At 70.2% G+C, this 13,489-nt stretch carries 10 protein-coding genes; 6 read left to right on the top strand and 4 right to left on the bottom strand.

The window, feature by feature from the left end:
- Window positions 1–165: 165 nt before the first annotated feature.
- The 3 genes from IEZ15_RS06435 to IEZ15_RS06425 form a co-directional block, all read right to left on the bottom strand.
- Window positions 166–1,053 carry an ABC transporter permease gene (locus IEZ15_RS06435; protein WP_189274947.1) on the bottom strand — a complete coding sequence of 296 codons (888 nt, stop codon included), beginning with the start codon at window positions 1,051–1,053 and terminating at the stop codon, window positions 166–168.
- On the bottom strand, window positions 1,040–2,023 hold the full coding sequence (locus tag IEZ15_RS06430) for an ABC transporter ATP-binding protein (RefSeq protein ID WP_189274945.1): 984 nt from the start codon (window positions 2,021–2,023) through the stop codon (window positions 1,040–1,042). The genes IEZ15_RS06435 and IEZ15_RS06430 overlap by 14 nt, the downstream gene beginning before the upstream one ends.
- 134 nt (window positions 2,024–2,157) lie before the next feature.
- Window positions 2,158–3,420 carry a LolA family protein gene (locus tag IEZ15_RS06425; protein ID WP_189274943.1) on the bottom strand — a complete coding sequence of 421 codons (1,263 nt, stop codon included), beginning with the start codon at window positions 3,418–3,420 and terminating at the stop codon, window positions 2,158–2,160.
- Between the two features lie 419 nt (window positions 3,421–3,839).
- On the opposite strand from IEZ15_RS06425, the gene IEZ15_RS06420 reads away from it, so the two are divergent.
- From IEZ15_RS06420 to IEZ15_RS06400, 5 genes are all read left to right on the top strand, one after another.
- Window positions 3,840–4,622 (top strand): DeoR/GlpR family DNA-binding transcription regulator, encoded by a 783-nt coding sequence (locus tag IEZ15_RS06420; RefSeq protein WP_189274941.1) that lies wholly within the window; start codon window positions 3,840–3,842, stop codon window positions 4,620–4,622.
- A gap of 106 nt (window positions 4,623–4,728) precedes the next feature.
- A complete protein-coding gene (locus IEZ15_RS06415) occupies window positions 4,729–6,279 on the top strand; it encodes an APC family permease (RefSeq protein ID WP_189274939.1) in 1,551 nt (516 codons plus the stop codon).
- Window positions 6,276–7,709: an FGGY family carbohydrate kinase gene (locus tag IEZ15_RS06410; RefSeq protein ID WP_189274937.1), complete on the top strand. Its 1,434-nt coding sequence runs from the start codon at window positions 6,276–6,278 to the stop codon at window positions 7,707–7,709. The genes IEZ15_RS06415 and IEZ15_RS06410 overlap by 4 nt, the downstream gene beginning before the upstream one ends.
- The gene (locus IEZ15_RS06405; RefSeq protein ID WP_189274935.1) at window positions 7,706–9,148 is read left to right on the top strand and encodes an NAD(P)/FAD-dependent oxidoreductase; all 1,443 of its coding nucleotides are present in this window, start codon (window positions 7,706–7,708) and stop codon (window positions 9,146–9,148) included. The genes IEZ15_RS06410 and IEZ15_RS06405 overlap by 4 nt, the downstream gene beginning before the upstream one ends.
- Window positions 9,148–10,395 (top strand): NAD(P)/FAD-dependent oxidoreductase, encoded by a 1,248-nt coding sequence (locus IEZ15_RS06400; RefSeq protein WP_114249238.1) that lies wholly within the window; start codon window positions 9,148–9,150, stop codon window positions 10,393–10,395. The genes IEZ15_RS06405 and IEZ15_RS06400 overlap by 1 nt, the downstream gene beginning before the upstream one ends.
- Before the next feature lie 418 nt (window positions 10,396–10,813).
- Here the strand turns inward: IEZ15_RS06400 and IEZ15_RS06395 are convergent, their stop codons facing one another.
- On the bottom strand, window positions 10,814–11,824 hold the full coding sequence (locus tag IEZ15_RS06395) for a polyprenyl synthetase family protein (RefSeq protein ID WP_114246043.1): 1,011 nt from the start codon (window positions 11,822–11,824) through the stop codon (window positions 10,814–10,816).
- A gap of 156 nt (window positions 11,825–11,980) precedes the next feature.
- On the opposite strand from IEZ15_RS06395, the gene IEZ15_RS06390 reads away from it, so the two are divergent.
- The gene (locus IEZ15_RS06390) at window positions 11,981–13,480 is read left to right on the top strand and encodes a peptide MFS transporter (RefSeq protein ID WP_114246042.1); all 1,500 of its coding nucleotides are present in this window, start codon (window positions 11,981–11,983) and stop codon (window positions 13,478–13,480) included.
- Window positions 13,481–13,489 lie beyond the last annotated feature (9 nt).

Raw genomic sequence — 13,489 nt, 5'->3', positions numbered from 1 at the left:
CTTGTTGACAGTCCGTCGCCAGAAGTCGAACAATACTGAGGCGGAAACGGAACGTGCCGTGTCGTATCGTTCCTGCTGTTCGCACCGTTCGTGCCGTTCGTGCCGCGACGAGCCGATCGGGGGACGGCTCGCCCGGCCGACGGCACGAGTGCGAAGCGCCGCGCGTCAGGCGGTGATGTCCTTCGCCGTGAAGCGGGCCCAGGCCGCCGAGCCGAACACCACCGCGTACAAGCCTTGCAGTCCCAGGTTCTTGACCGCCTCGTCCCAGTACACGGGGTCGCGCAGCAGGTCCGCGTACGACATCCAGTAGTGCGGGAAAAGATACGGATGGATGCCGCTCAACTGCGGGATCGTGTCCACGATCTGCACGGTGATCAGCATCCCGACAGTGGCGGCCATGGCCGCGATCCCGCTGCTGGTGAGGGTCGAGATGAACAGGCCGATCGCCGCGAATCCGATCAGTGACGCCGCGACCACCACCGCGATCAGTCCGGCCCGCAGCAGCCCTTCACCGAACCCGATCCGGGTCCCCGAGATGGTGGTGACCTCGCCCACCGGGAACAGCAGCGCGCCCACGGCAAGCGCCGAGAGGGCCACGACCAGGGTCGCGACCAGACAGAACGTGAGGACGGAGGCGTACTTCGTCAGCAGCAGCCGGGTCCGGCCCGCGGGGGCGACCAGCAGATAGCGCAGGGTGCCGGCGTTGGCCTCGCCCGCGATCGAGTCGCCCGCGACGACCCCGACGGCCATCGGGAGGAAGACCGGGAGCGTCACGGCCAGGGCCGCGAAGACCAGGAACAGGCCGTTGTTGGTGACCTGGGAGAGGAAAGCCGGGCCTCCCCCGCCACCGCCCGGTCCGGGCGAGGAACCGTGATTCGTCTCGATCTTCACCGCGATCCCGATCAGCACGGGAACGGCGGCCAGCACTCCGAGCAGTGCGAGGGTGCGCCAGCGGCGGAGTGTGGTGGCCAGTTCGGAGCGGAGGATTCCGAAGGTCCACAGCGGATTGCGCGCCGTGCCCGCCCCTACGATTCCGGCTTCAGCCTGCGACATCGAAACCCTCTCCGGTGAGTGCGACAAAGGCGTCCTCCAACGAGGCCCGTTCGACGCCGAAGGACCGCAGGCGCACGCCGGCGTGCACCAGCGCCGCGCTGAGGTCCGCGAGTTCGACGTCGCCCGGCGGGGCCTCGGCGCTCACCCGGTCGCCGTCGACCGTGATACCGGTGACGCCCAACTCCTTGAGGACGCGGGCGGCTTCACCCGGGTCGGGGGTGGTGACGGCCAGCCGGCCGCGCGCCCCGGCCGCCAGATCCGCGACCGGGCCCTGGGTGATCAGCCGGCCCCTGGCCATCACCGCGGCGTGTGTGCAGACCTGCTCGATCTCGTCGAGGAGGTGGGAGGAGAGGAAGACGGTGGTGCCCTCCGCCGCCAGTTCTCTGACCAGGGCACGGATCTCGCGCATGCCCTGCGGGTCCAGGCCGTTCGTCGGCTCGTCCAGGACGAGCAGGCGGCGCGGCTGGAGCAGGGCGGCGGCGAGACCGAGGCGCTGCTTCATGCCGAGCGAGTACGCCTTGGCCTTCTTGCCGGCCGCCGCGGCGAGCCCGACCCGGTCCAGGGCCTGCCCGACCCGGTCCCGCCGGGTGCGCGGATCGGCGGTCGGGTCGGCGGAGTCGTAGCGCAGCAGATTGTCCCGGCCGCTCAGGAAGCCGTACAGGGCGGGCCCCTCGATCAGGGCTCCGACCTGCGGGAGTACGGCGCGGGCCGCGCCCGGCATGGGGTGGCCGAGGACCTGCGCGGTGCCGGACGTCGGGTCGATCAGACCCATCAGCATCCGGATGGTCGTGGTCTTCCCCGAGCCGTTGGGGCCGAGGAATCCGAAGACACTGCCACCGGGGACACTGAGGTCGAGGCCGTCGACAGCGAGTTGGCCGCCGCGGTACCGCTTGGTGAGGCCCCGTGTCTCGATCACGGCCCCGGGGGCGCTCACCGCCCTCGGCTCGGTCACGGTCCCAGGCTCTGTCATACGTACTCCCCCATAAGTCGGGTAGGGCCTGTCCGGCGGATCAGGGCCGGACAGCGCCTCAGCGGACCGCCCCGCCGTACGGAGGGTACGGCGGGGCGGGTGGCCTGCGGCGGGAGGCGCGACGCGCCCCGGCGTCAAGCGGCGTTGTCAGCCGCCTTGACCAGCGCGTCCGGCGTGACCGCGCCGACGTACACCTTGCCGTCGTCCGTCATCAGCGCGTTGACCAGGCGGGTCTTGAAGACCGTGCCCGAACCGAACTTTCCGGAGACCTTGTCGCCCAGCGAGTCCAGGAACTGCTGCGCCTCGGCCGGTACGTCATCCGACGCCTTCGTGGGGAGTCCGGTGCCGCCCGGGGTCCTGATCTCGGCGATCGCGTTCCAGCCCTCGCCGATGACCTTCGTGTCCTTGGCGCCCTGGTCCCCGGCGCCCAGTCCCTCGGCGCCCGGGAACATGCCCAGGCCCCCTGCCCCGTCGGTCTTCGGCTGTGCCTTCGCGTCGTCGGCCTCGGTCACCTCGGCGCCCTTGGGCGGGGTGAAGGTGAACGAGGAGGCAGCCGGCTTCGCGAAGTCGACCTTGGTGAAGCCGGCGTCGACGGCGGCCTTGCCACCGCTGCTCGGAAGCAGCGTGAACTTCAGCGGCACACCGCTCTTCGCGTCGACCGCGACCGTGACCGAGCCGATCGTGGAGCCGCTCTGCTTGGGCTTGATGAGCAGTTTGTACGCGTCACGTCCGGCGACCTGCGCCGTGCCGTCGACCGTCACCGATGTGGTGGGGCCCGCAGCCTTCAGGACCTGTTCGGCGAGCGCCTTCGGCGTGGTCGGCACGCCCTCGGGAGCCGGGGTCGAGTGCCCGGCCTCCTTCCCGCTCCGGTCCTCGGTGGCGTGGTAGGCCTGGTTGGTCCTGCTGTCGTACGCCCAGACCTGATCACCGTTGTGGATCAGGCTGTACTCCGCCGCGTTCTCCAGGATCGACACCCGCTGCTTGTCGGGGCCGTCGGCGGCCACGCGCAGGGTGTGCGTGCCGGACGCCAGCTCCGTCATCTTCGTCTGCGGGTCGGCGGTCGAATCGCCCTTGGCGCTGCCGGTGTCGCCTTGGCTGCCGCCCGGGGCGAAGGAGCCGGCCAGACCGCCGAGCGACGGGATACCGAGGTCCGCACTGATCTTCACCGTGCCGGAGAGCTGCTGGGTGTCCGAAGCGGCGATCTTCTCGATGAGCTGCTGTGCGGTGATCTCCGGCAGATCGGGGTCACCGGTGCTCGCGAGCGCCGGGACGAGCCCGATCGTCGCGGCCGCCACCCCCGCCACCGCGACCGGGACGATGTAGCGCGCCGCCTTTCGGCGGCCGGCGGCGGCGCCCCTGGTCCCGCCGTTGGTCTCTACGCTGTCGTTCGGTGCCATGTGTGCCCTACCTCCGTGGTCGGCGGCTTCCGTCCGGATGCACTCGTCCACTCCGTGCCGCCATTCTCACCGTTTTGCTCAGGAGTGGTTGTTCTCCATCTGACCAAGACGGCGGCGCGAAATCGTCACTCCCGGGGAGCAACTCCGCCTACCTCTTCGGTATGACACCGCACGGCCGGGTCTCCCCGGTCCCGTAGGGGGGTACCCCCGGCTCCAGGACCCAGGGGTACCCCCGGCTCCAGGACCGCCACAACGGCCGGGGCCGGGTCGGGAAACCGCGCCGCATGCCCGCCGATCGGGTCACAGCACGGTGAGACAGGTGAATTACGCGCCAACTCTTGACGATTTTCAGTCACGCGTCCACACTTTCAGGCATCTCCAGTCACTTTTCCACGAAACCAGTCAGCGAGGTTGCCGGGATGCTGCCAGCCGAACGTCACCGTCGAATCTCCACCGTCGTGGAGCGCAGCGGCACGATCAGCACCGAGAGTCTGGCCGAGCAGCTCGGCGTCTCGGCCGAGACCGTGCGCCGGGACCTGGCACAGATGGAGAAGCAGGGGCATCTCATGCGGGTGCGCGGCGGTGCAGCAGCGCTGTCCGTCGTCCGCGGTCTGAGCGGCGAAGAGGCATCCTTCACGGAGCGGTCCGCCTCGCAGCAGCAGGCCAAGACGGCGATCGGACGAGCCGCGGCGGACCTGGTCCGCTCCGGCATGACCGTCGTGATCGACGTCGGCACGACGGCTCTGCAGGTCGCCTGCGCCCTGGCGCCGGACTTCCGGGGGACGGTGGCGACCCCGTCCCTGCTGGTCGCGGCCGAGCTGTCCACCCGCCCCCATGTCGACGTACTGATCCCCGGCGGACGGATCCGGGGCGGCGACCTGGTCTGCTCCGGACCTCTGACGGTGGACTTCTTCAACGGCCTCTACGCCGACATGGCATTTCTGGGTTCCGGCGGTGTCGACAGCTCCGCCGGGATGACCGACTTCCACTTCGAGGAGAACGCGACCAAGCGCGCGATCCTCGCCCGCAGCGCGCTCAGCTACGTCCTGGCCGACGGGAGCAAACTCGGACGGGTGGCTCCGCACCGCGTCTGCGGATTCGAGGACTGCACCGGTCTGATCACCGACCAGGCGCCCGAACCGCCCCTGGCTTCGGTCATCGAGCAGTCGGGCGCAGTGGTGATCTCGGCCGGACACTCCTGAGCGCCGCGGCGATCTCTTCTCGGCGACGTCTCCGCGTGAGACCCGCCCCATGCAACGAACGGCAGTTTCTGTAGCGAGCGGCAGTTTCTGAAAGGACAGCACCGCCATGGTCACGACAAACACTGATGTCGTACAAGGTGACGACCCATCGTCCGCGCCGGGCTCCGGCTACAAGCAGGAGATGCGCCGGGAGTTGAGCCGGTACGCCTCTTTCGCCATGGCCTTCGGCTTCGTCTCGATCGCGACGGGCATCTTCACCACCTACGGCTCCGTGCTGAACAGCTCGGGCCCGCGCGGCATCTTCGCCTGGCCGATCAGCGTCATCGGCCAGCTGTCGGTCGCGCTCGTCTTCGGCGCTCTCGCCGCCCGCATCCCCATCAACGGATACGCCTACCAGTGGGTGTCCCGGCTGGTGAACCCGGTCTGGGGCTGGGTCATGGGCTGGATCTCGTTCTCCTTCCTCGGAGTCGTAGTGGTCGCGGTGGACTACACCGTCGCCGCGACGATCCTGCCGGAACTTCTCCAGTACCAGGGGACGACCCAGAACGCCTGGGCGATCACCGCCGTGGTCATCCTGCTCCAGGCGATTCTCGTGGCCGCCTCGACGCAACTGACGCACAAGGTCAACAAGGTCGCCGTGACCGTGCAGCTCATCGGCATGATCTCGCTGACCGTGCTGCTCTTCGTCGTCGGAGCGTTCACGGGCAAGCTCGACTTCTCCACGCTGTTCAGCGCCGCGCCGGCCACGACCGACGGCTACTACGCCCTGGGCACCGCCACCGAAGCGGGGCCGTTCGCCCTCGCGTTCCTCCTGGGCGCCTTCACCATCGTCGGATTCGAGTCCGCGGCCAACCTCGCCGAGGAGACCAAGGACCCGGCCCGGGTGATCCCCAAGGCCATGGCCCAGGCCGTGCTCTCCCTCGGCGTCCTCGGATTCCTGTTCCTCGTGGCGATCACCGCGCTCATCGACGACCCCGTGAAGCTCGCCCAGTCCGCCACCCCCGTGGCCACCGTGATCACCGCCGTACTCGGATCGACGGTCGGCAAGGCGCTCCTGGTCCTGGTCGTGGTCTCGATCTTCTCCTGTGGTCTGGTCATCACCATGAGCGGCACCCGGCTGGTGTGGGCGATGTCCCGCGACGAGCGCTTCCCCGGCTGGCAGGCGCTGCGCAAGGTCAACCCCTCCCGTGGCACCCCGCTCAATGCCACGCTGTTCATCTTCGTCGTCGCGGAGCTGATCCTCGCCTGCTTCTCCGTCTCGACCGACGCCCTGTTCTCGCTCTTCTCCGCCGCCACGCTGCTGCCCGCCATCATCTACGCCGGCACGGTGCTCATGTACATCGTCAAGCGGAAGTCGCTGCCGCCCACGCAGGGGTTCTCCCTCGGGCGCTGGGAGATACCGGTCATCGTGGTCGCCTCCGTGTGGCTGGGATACGAACTCCTCATCTTCCGTGACCAGTCGTTCCGCGACCCCTGGCTCTACGTCCTCGTCCTCTTCGCCCTCGGGGCCGCCTACCTCGTCTACCTCCTGGTCCGGCGCGGCGTGTCCGGCATGTCGATGCCGGACATGATCAACATCGACGAGACCCTCGACGTCACCGCGGCCCCCGCTGCGCCGGGCGCGGTGGGCGCGACCGCCAAGGAAAGCAACCGATGAGCACCATTCTGGCCATCGACCAGGGCACCTCCGGCACGAAGGCAATCGTGGTCGACGAGCGGGGCGGGACCATCGCCATCGCCGAGGAGGAGCTGCGGCCGGCCTACCTCAGCGGCGGCGGCGTCGAGCAGGACCCGCAAGAACTGCTCGACTCGGTCCTCAACGCCGGACGGCGCGCCGTCGCCGCCTCGGGCCGGTCCGTCGACGCGGTGGCCCTGGCCAACCAGGGCGAGACCGTACTTGCCTGGGACCCGCGCACCGGCACCCCGCTGTCCCCGGCGATCGTCTGGCAGGACCGCAGGGCGGAAACGATCTGCACCGGTCTGGCCGAGCACGCCCCGTGGGTGGCCCGGCGCAGCGGGCTCGTGCTCGACTCGTACTTCTCCGCGCCGAAGATGGCCTGGCTGCGGCGGAACGTCACCACCGAAGGGGTGGTGACGACCACCGACACCTGGCTGCTGCACCAGCTGACCGGCGAGTACGTCACCGATGCCTCGACCGCGAGCCGGTCGCTGCTGATGGACATCGACCAGGTCTCCTGGGACCCGGAGCTGCTGGATCTTTTCGGTCTGGGCGCCGAGAAGCTGCCGCGGATCGTGGGCTGCGACGAGGTCATCGGCACGACCGGTGCCTTCGGACGCGAGGTGCCGGTCGCCGGCCTGATCGTCGATCAGCAGGCAGCACTGCTCGCCGAGGGCTGCCTGGAGCGGGGAACCGCGAAGTGCACCTACGGCACAGGAGCGTTCCTGCTGGCCAACACCGGTGACACCGCCCTGCGTTCACGGGCAGGGCTCACCTCCTCGGTGGCCTGGCGGACCGCGGCGCAGACGCCGTACTGCGTGGACGGCCAGGTGTACACGGCGGCGTCGGCCGTCCGCTGGATCCGGGACCTGGGATTCATCGGGTCCGCGAGCGAACTGGACACGGTGGCGGCGAAGGAGTCCGACGGCACCCTGTGCGTACCGGCCCTGGCGGGCCTCGCGGCACCGTGGTGGCGTCCCGACGCGACCGCCACGTTCACCGGGATGACCCTGTCCACCGGCAAGGAGCACATGGTCCTGGCCGTGTTGCAGGGCATCGCCGCCCAGGTCGCCGCCCTGTGCGGCCTGGTCGAGTCCGACCTCGGCACGCCGCTCAGCCGGCTGCGCGCGGACGGCGGGCTGACCCGCAGCCGCACCCTGATGCAGGCCCAGGCCGATCTGGCCCAGGTGCCTGTCGACATCTACCCGTCCTCGCACGCCACCCCGCTCGGCGCGGCCGCGCTGGCCAGGCTGGCCCTCACCCCGGGCATGGACCTGGCGGAAGCCGTCGGTGACTGGAACCCGGTCACCGTCTACGAACCGGTCTGGTCGGCCGACCGGGCCGCGCACTACCGCAGTACATGGGCGGCGGCCGCCGAGGCCACCGCCCGCAAGGGAGAACTCGGATGACCGACACCACACCGCACGAGCCGGACCCTGTCTACGACGTCGTCGTCATCGGCGCAGGCATCGTCGGCTCGGCGATCGCCCGCGACCTGTCCGGCCATCAGCTGTCGGTCGCGCTCGTCGAGGCGCGCGACGACGTCGGCGACGGAACCAGCAAGGCGAACACCGCGATCCTGCACACCGGATTCGACGCGAAGCCGGGCACGCTGGAGTCCGGGCTCGTCAAGCGCGGATATCACCTGCTGTCGGAGTACGCCCGCTCGACCGGCATCCCGGTCGAGCACACGGGCGCGATCCTCGTCGCATGGAACGCGGAGGAGCTGGCCGTCCTGCCCGGCCTCAAGGAGAAGGCCGAGCAGAACGGTTACGACCGGTGCCGGATCGTCGGCGCCGACGAGGTCTACGAGCTGATCCCTTCCCTCGGCGAGGGAGCGCTCGGCGGACTCACGGTCCCCGACGAGTCGATCATCTGCACCTGGACCACGAACCTGGCCCTGGCCACCGACGCGAGGCAGCGCGGCGCCGAGGTCCTGCTCAACCACGCCGTCACCGCGGTGTCGGTGAACACCCGGTCCACCACGCTGACCACCACGGGCGGCTCCGTACAGGCCCGTTGGGTGGTCAACGCGGCGGGCCTCGGCGCCGACCGCATCGACCGGCTCTTCGGCCACGAGCGGTTCACCGTCACCCCGCGCCGCGGTGAACTGTTCGTCTTCGACAAGCTCGCTCGCCCACTGGTGGACAAGATCGTCCTGCCGGTTCCCACGTCCCGGGGCAAGGGGGTGCTCATCTCTCCCACCATCTACGGCAACGTCATGCTGGGGCCCACCTCGGAGGACCTCACCGACCGCACCGCGACCGGAACGTCCGAGGACGGATTCGCCTTCCTGCTGGACAAGGGCGAGCGCCTCATGCCCCGGCTGCTCGCCGAGGAGGTGACCGCTTCCTACGCGGGGCTGCGGGCCGCCATCGACCACGGGGACTATCTCATCGAGCCCACCCCCTCGCAGCGGTACCTCCTCGTCGGCGGCATCCGCTCGACCGGGTTGACCTCCGGCATGGCCATCGCCGAGCACGTCCACGAGGTGCTCGAAGAGGCCGGACTCGTCCTCACCGCACGCACCGACCTGCCCGGCCCTCCGCAGATGGCCAACATCGGCGAGGCGACCGTACGTCCCTACCAGGACGCCGAGCGCATCGCCGCCGATCCCGAGTACGGCAAGGTCGTCTGCTTCTGCGAGCGCGTCACCGCCGGTGAGATCCGCGACGCCTTCCAGTCGCCCCTGCCCGCACGCAACCTGGAGGGCCTGCGCCGCCGCACCCGGGCCATGAACGGCCGCTGCCAGGGCTTCTTCTGCGGCGCGGCTGTCAACCGACTCCTGAACGAAAACGGTTGCGGCGGCGCGGCCGCCGCGCCGGCGCGGCCCGAGGTGAACTCCTGATGACCACCACCACACTCACACCGGACGTCCTGATCATCGGGGGCGGCCCCGCCGGGCTCACGGCTGCCGCCGCCCTCGCACCCCGCATCCGCGGCGAGGTCCTGGTGCTCGACCGGGAGAAGGACGCCGGAGGCATCCCCCGCCACAGCGACCACACCGGATACGGCCTGCGGGACCTGCACCGGGTCATGACCGGCCCGAAGTACGCACGCCACCTCGTCGAACAGGCCACTTCGGCCGGGGCCACCATCCGCACCGAAACCATGGTCACCCACTGGGCGGGCGACCGTGCCGTGGAGGTCACCGGTCCGCAGGGGCGGCTGCGTGTGGAGGCCAAGGCCGTCGTGCTCGCCACCGGCGCACGCGAACGGCCCCGCGCGGCCCGGCGCATCCCCGGCGACCGGCCGCAGGGCGTCTACACCACCGGGCAGCTGCAGAACGCCGTCCACCTCCACCACAGCGAGGTCGGCAGCCGGGCCGTCATCGTCGGAGGGGAACTGGTCAGCTGGTCCGCCGCCGTCACCCTCCGCGAAGCCGGCTGCGCCACCGAGCTGATGGTCAGCCAGTACCCCAGGACGGAGTCGTACGCAGCTTTCAACGTCGCCGGCCGCGCCCTGCTGCGCGTTCCCGTCGCCAACCGCAGCCGGGTCACCCGCATCATCGGCAAGGGCCGGGTCGAGGCCGTCGAGATCGAGAATCTCGACACCCACGCCCGGCGCACCGTCGCCTGCGACACCGTGGTCTTCACCGGAGACTGGATCCCCGACCACGAACTCGTCCGCAGCGGCGGACTCGACCTGGACCCGGGAACCCTCGGCCCGCTGACCGACACCGCCCTGCGGACCAGCCGGCCCGGCGTCTTCGCCGCGGGCAACCTCCTCCACCCGGTCGACACCGCCGACGTCGCAGCCATTGACGGCCTGCACGTCGCGGACCAGGTCGAGGCATGGCTGACCGGGGCCGGCGAGCCTGCCCCGGGCCTGCGCATCCTCGCCGAGGCGCCGCTGCGCTGGGTGTCACCGGGGCTGCTGCGCCCAGGTGACCCGGCTCCCCCGCGTGGGCGCCTGCTGCTGTGGACGGACCGGTCCATCCGGTTCCCGCACGTAATCGTCCGCCAGAACGGGCGGGTCGTCTCGGAACGGACCCTGCCCTGGCCCGCCGCGCCCGGCCGCGTCTTCCGTGTGCCGTGGTCCGTGATGAAGGGCCTCAGCGCCCGGGGCGGCCCGGTCACCATCGCCCTGCGCTGACGAGCGGCCCGCACCCGGGGTACGAACGTGCCCGGGTGCGGGCCCTTTCCCGTTGCCGCCTGGGACATCTGCGGATGACCGTCGGTCAGGGCCGCGTACGCCCTCGGCGCACCTGGGGCGACAGAACCCGCGGCCCCCGGTGCGCCATGCCTCGGGCAACGGCGGGAAGTCCCGCCCGACCGGGGCCGAGGTACGGACGTGCCTGGGATGCGGCGCCAGGGGCGCCCTCTTCCGGGCAGGTCATACCGGCGGGACCCGCCGGGCGCCGGCCCGGGACGGGCGAGGCGCCACCGGCCCGAATCCGGTACGGCCGAAAGCGCCTTTGGACCACGTCCCGGGCCGGTCAACAGGTTCGGCCTCGGAACTCACCCGACCACCGGACCACCGCGAAAGCAGCGCACCGAAGGCGGGGACGGGCTCAGCCCGCCCGGTGCACCACCGCGTCGCACAGCTCCTCCAGCGCGGCCTTCGCGTAGCCCGCGGGCAGCGGCGCCAGCGTCGCACGCGCCTCCTGCGCGTACCGGATGGTGTCCCGTCGCGCCTGCTCCAGCGCCGGGTGGGCGCGCAGCCTGCGCAGCGCCTCGGCGTGCCGGGCGTCGTCGCTCAGGTCGCTGTCGAGCAGCTCGACGAGTTCCAGGTCGTCCCGCTTTCCGTCGGCCGCGGCCCGGGCCCGCAGATGGAGCACGGGGAGCGTCGGGATGCCTTCGCGCAGGTCGGTGCCGGGGGTCTTGCCGGACTCGTGGGAGTCGGAGGCGATGTCGAGCACATCGTCGGCGAGCTGGAAGGCGACGCCGAGCCGCTCCCCGTACTGGGTGAGGATGTCGACGGCCGTCTCGTCCGCGCCGGCCATCATCGCGCCGAACCGGCAGGCCACGGCGATCAGCGAGCCGGTCTTGCCGCGCATCACTTCGAGGTAGTGCTCGACCGGGTCGCGCCCGTCGCCCGGGCCCGCGGTCTCCAGGATCTGGCCGGTGACCAGCCGCTCGAACGCCTCCGCCTGGATGCGTACGGCCTCCGGACCGAGGTCGGCCAGTATGTGCGAGGCGCGGGCGAAGAGGAAGTCGCCGGTCAGGACGGCCACCGAGTTGCCCCAGCGGGTGTTGGCGCTGTCGACGCCACGTCGTACGTCCGCCTCGTCCATCACGTCGTCGTGGTAGAGCGTCGCGAGATGGGTCAGCTCGACGACGACGGCGGCGGGCACGACACCCGGCGCGTCGGGGTCGCCGAACTGGGCGGCCAGCATGGCCAGCAGTGGCCTGAATCGCTTGCCCCCGGCGCGTACGAGATGCTGCGCGGCCTCCGTGATGAAGGGCACGCCGCTCTTGGTGGCATCGAGCAGCCCCGACTCGACAGCAGCCAAACCGGCCTGGACATCGGCCTCAAGAGCGTGGTCCCGCACGCTCAGTCCGAACGGCCCGACGACGGTCACGAGGGGATCTCCTGTCTGCTGACGATCACACGGAATGTCGATCTGTCGCTGTCATCACTCAAGTCAGCGTATCCGGTCCCCTTTCGATCACAGTGGGCGCCTTCCCGCCACCGCCGGTATGTTCGGGATCAGCTCATACGATCAGGAGTTCTCCCTTTGTCCCTCACGGCAACCGACACTGAACCGACACCGCCGCCGCCCGGCGACGACCATGCCTTTTTCGGCCAGCCACGGGGCCTGATGACCCTGTCCGGCCTGGAGGTCTGGGAACGGTTCTCGTTCCTCGGCATGCAGGCGATCCTGGTCCTCTACTTCGCCGACACCGTCGCCCACGGCGGCATGGGCATGGATGTGGGCACCGCGGCGTCCGTCTCGGCCGCCTACGGCACCCTGGTCTACCTGGTCTCCGTGGCCGGCGGCTGGCTGGCCGACCGGATCCTCGGCTCGTACCGCGCCGTCCTGTACGGCGGAATTCTCATCGCGTGCGGGCATTACGCCATGGCGGTGCCCACCGATGCCATGACGTGGACCGGCCTCGGTCTGATCAGCGCCGGAACCGGTCTGCTCAAGCCCAATGTGGCGACCATGGTCGGCAAGCTCTACCGCACCGAGGACGAGCGCCGCGACGCCGGCTTCGCGCTCTACTACATGGGCATCAACATCGGGGCGTTCCTCGGCCCGCTGGTCACCGGCTGGCTCGGGGACCATGCGAGCTGGCACTGGGGCTTCTCGGCCGCCGCCTTCGGTATGACGCTCGGTCTGATCCAGTACGTACTGGGCCGGCGTCACCTGGCCGGGCGAAAGCACAGCGCCGAATTCGCGCTGGCTCCGGAGCCGATGCGCCGCGCCGTCCGGCTGATCGTGGCGGGTGCCGTCGTGGTCGCCGCCGTCGCCACCGCGCTGGCCCTTTCGGGGTGGCTGACCATGAACCGTTTCGTCGACCTGCTCACCCTCATCTCGGTGATCGCACCGGTCGTGTACTTCGTGGTGATGTTCCGCAACCCGCGGGTCACCAGCGAGGAACGCGGCAGGCTGCGCCCGTACGTGGTGCTGTTCCTGGCCTCCGTCGTCTTCAACTTCATCCTCTTCCAGGCGTACTCGACGATGATTCTGCTCGCGTCGACCAACGCCAATACCGAGATCCTCGGCTTCCACTTCCCGGCGAGCTGGTACGCCTCCGCGCTCGGCGCCTTCGAGGTCGCGCTCGCCCCGGTGGTCGCCGCCGTCTGGGCCCGGATGGGCCCGCGTCAGCCGCACGCCTCCAACAAGATCGCGATCGGGGTGATCCTCGGCGGACTGTCGTTCCTGCTGATGGTGCTGCCGACCTCCGGGCACTCCGGCGACACCTACAAGATGGCCGCCTGGTGGATCGTCGGCTCGTATCTGCTGCTCGGCCTCGGCGACATCCTGCTGGAGACCTCCGGCATGTCCGCGACCACGAAGCTCGCGCCCAAGGCGTTCGCCAGCCAGACCATGGCGCTCTGGTTCCTCTCGCTGGCCCTCGCCAACGGCATCCAGGCCCAGGTCGTGAAGCTGTACGGCGAGGTCTCCAACCCCGCCTACTTCGGTATCAATGGCGCAATCGCGGTGGTGGCCGGTGTGGCCGTCATCGCCGCCGCACCCTGGCTCAAGCGCACCATGCACCCCGTCCACTGAGGTACCGCC

Source organism: Streptomyces atratus, from assembly GCF_014648655.1.
Classification (GTDB): domain Bacteria; phylum Actinomycetota; class Actinomycetes; order Streptomycetales; family Streptomycetaceae; genus Streptomyces; species Streptomyces atratus.
The sequence above is the reverse complement of the archived record's forward strand: the minus strand, read 5'-3'. Positions and strand labels throughout refer to the sequence as shown.

Bases quoted from the DNA above. Each gene is read 5' to 3' on its own strand.
- IEZ15_RS06435 (WP_189274947.1), bottom strand. From the start codon at position 1,053: ATGTCGCAGGCTGAAGCCGGAATCGTAGGGGCGGGCACGGCGCGCAAT.
- IEZ15_RS06430 (WP_189274945.1), bottom strand. From the start codon at position 2,023: ATGACAGAGCCTGGGACCGTGACCGAGCCGAGGGCGGTGAGCGCCCCC.
- IEZ15_RS06425 (WP_189274943.1), bottom strand. From the start codon at position 3,420: ATGGCACCGAACGACAGCGTAGAGACCAACGGCGGGACCAGGGGCGCC.
- IEZ15_RS06420 (WP_189274941.1), top strand. From the start codon at position 3,840: ATGCTGCCAGCCGAACGTCACCGTCGAATCTCCACCGTCGTGGAGCGC.
- IEZ15_RS06415 (WP_189274939.1), top strand. From the start codon at position 4,729: ATGGTCACGACAAACACTGATGTCGTACAAGGTGACGACCCATCGTCC.
- IEZ15_RS06410 (WP_189274937.1), top strand. From the start codon at position 6,276: ATGAGCACCATTCTGGCCATCGACCAGGGCACCTCCGGCACGAAGGCA.
- IEZ15_RS06405 (WP_189274935.1), top strand. From the start codon at position 7,706: ATGACCGACACCACACCGCACGAGCCGGACCCTGTCTACGACGTCGTC.
- IEZ15_RS06400 (WP_114249238.1), top strand. From the start codon at position 9,148: ATGACCACCACCACACTCACACCGGACGTCCTGATCATCGGGGGCGGC.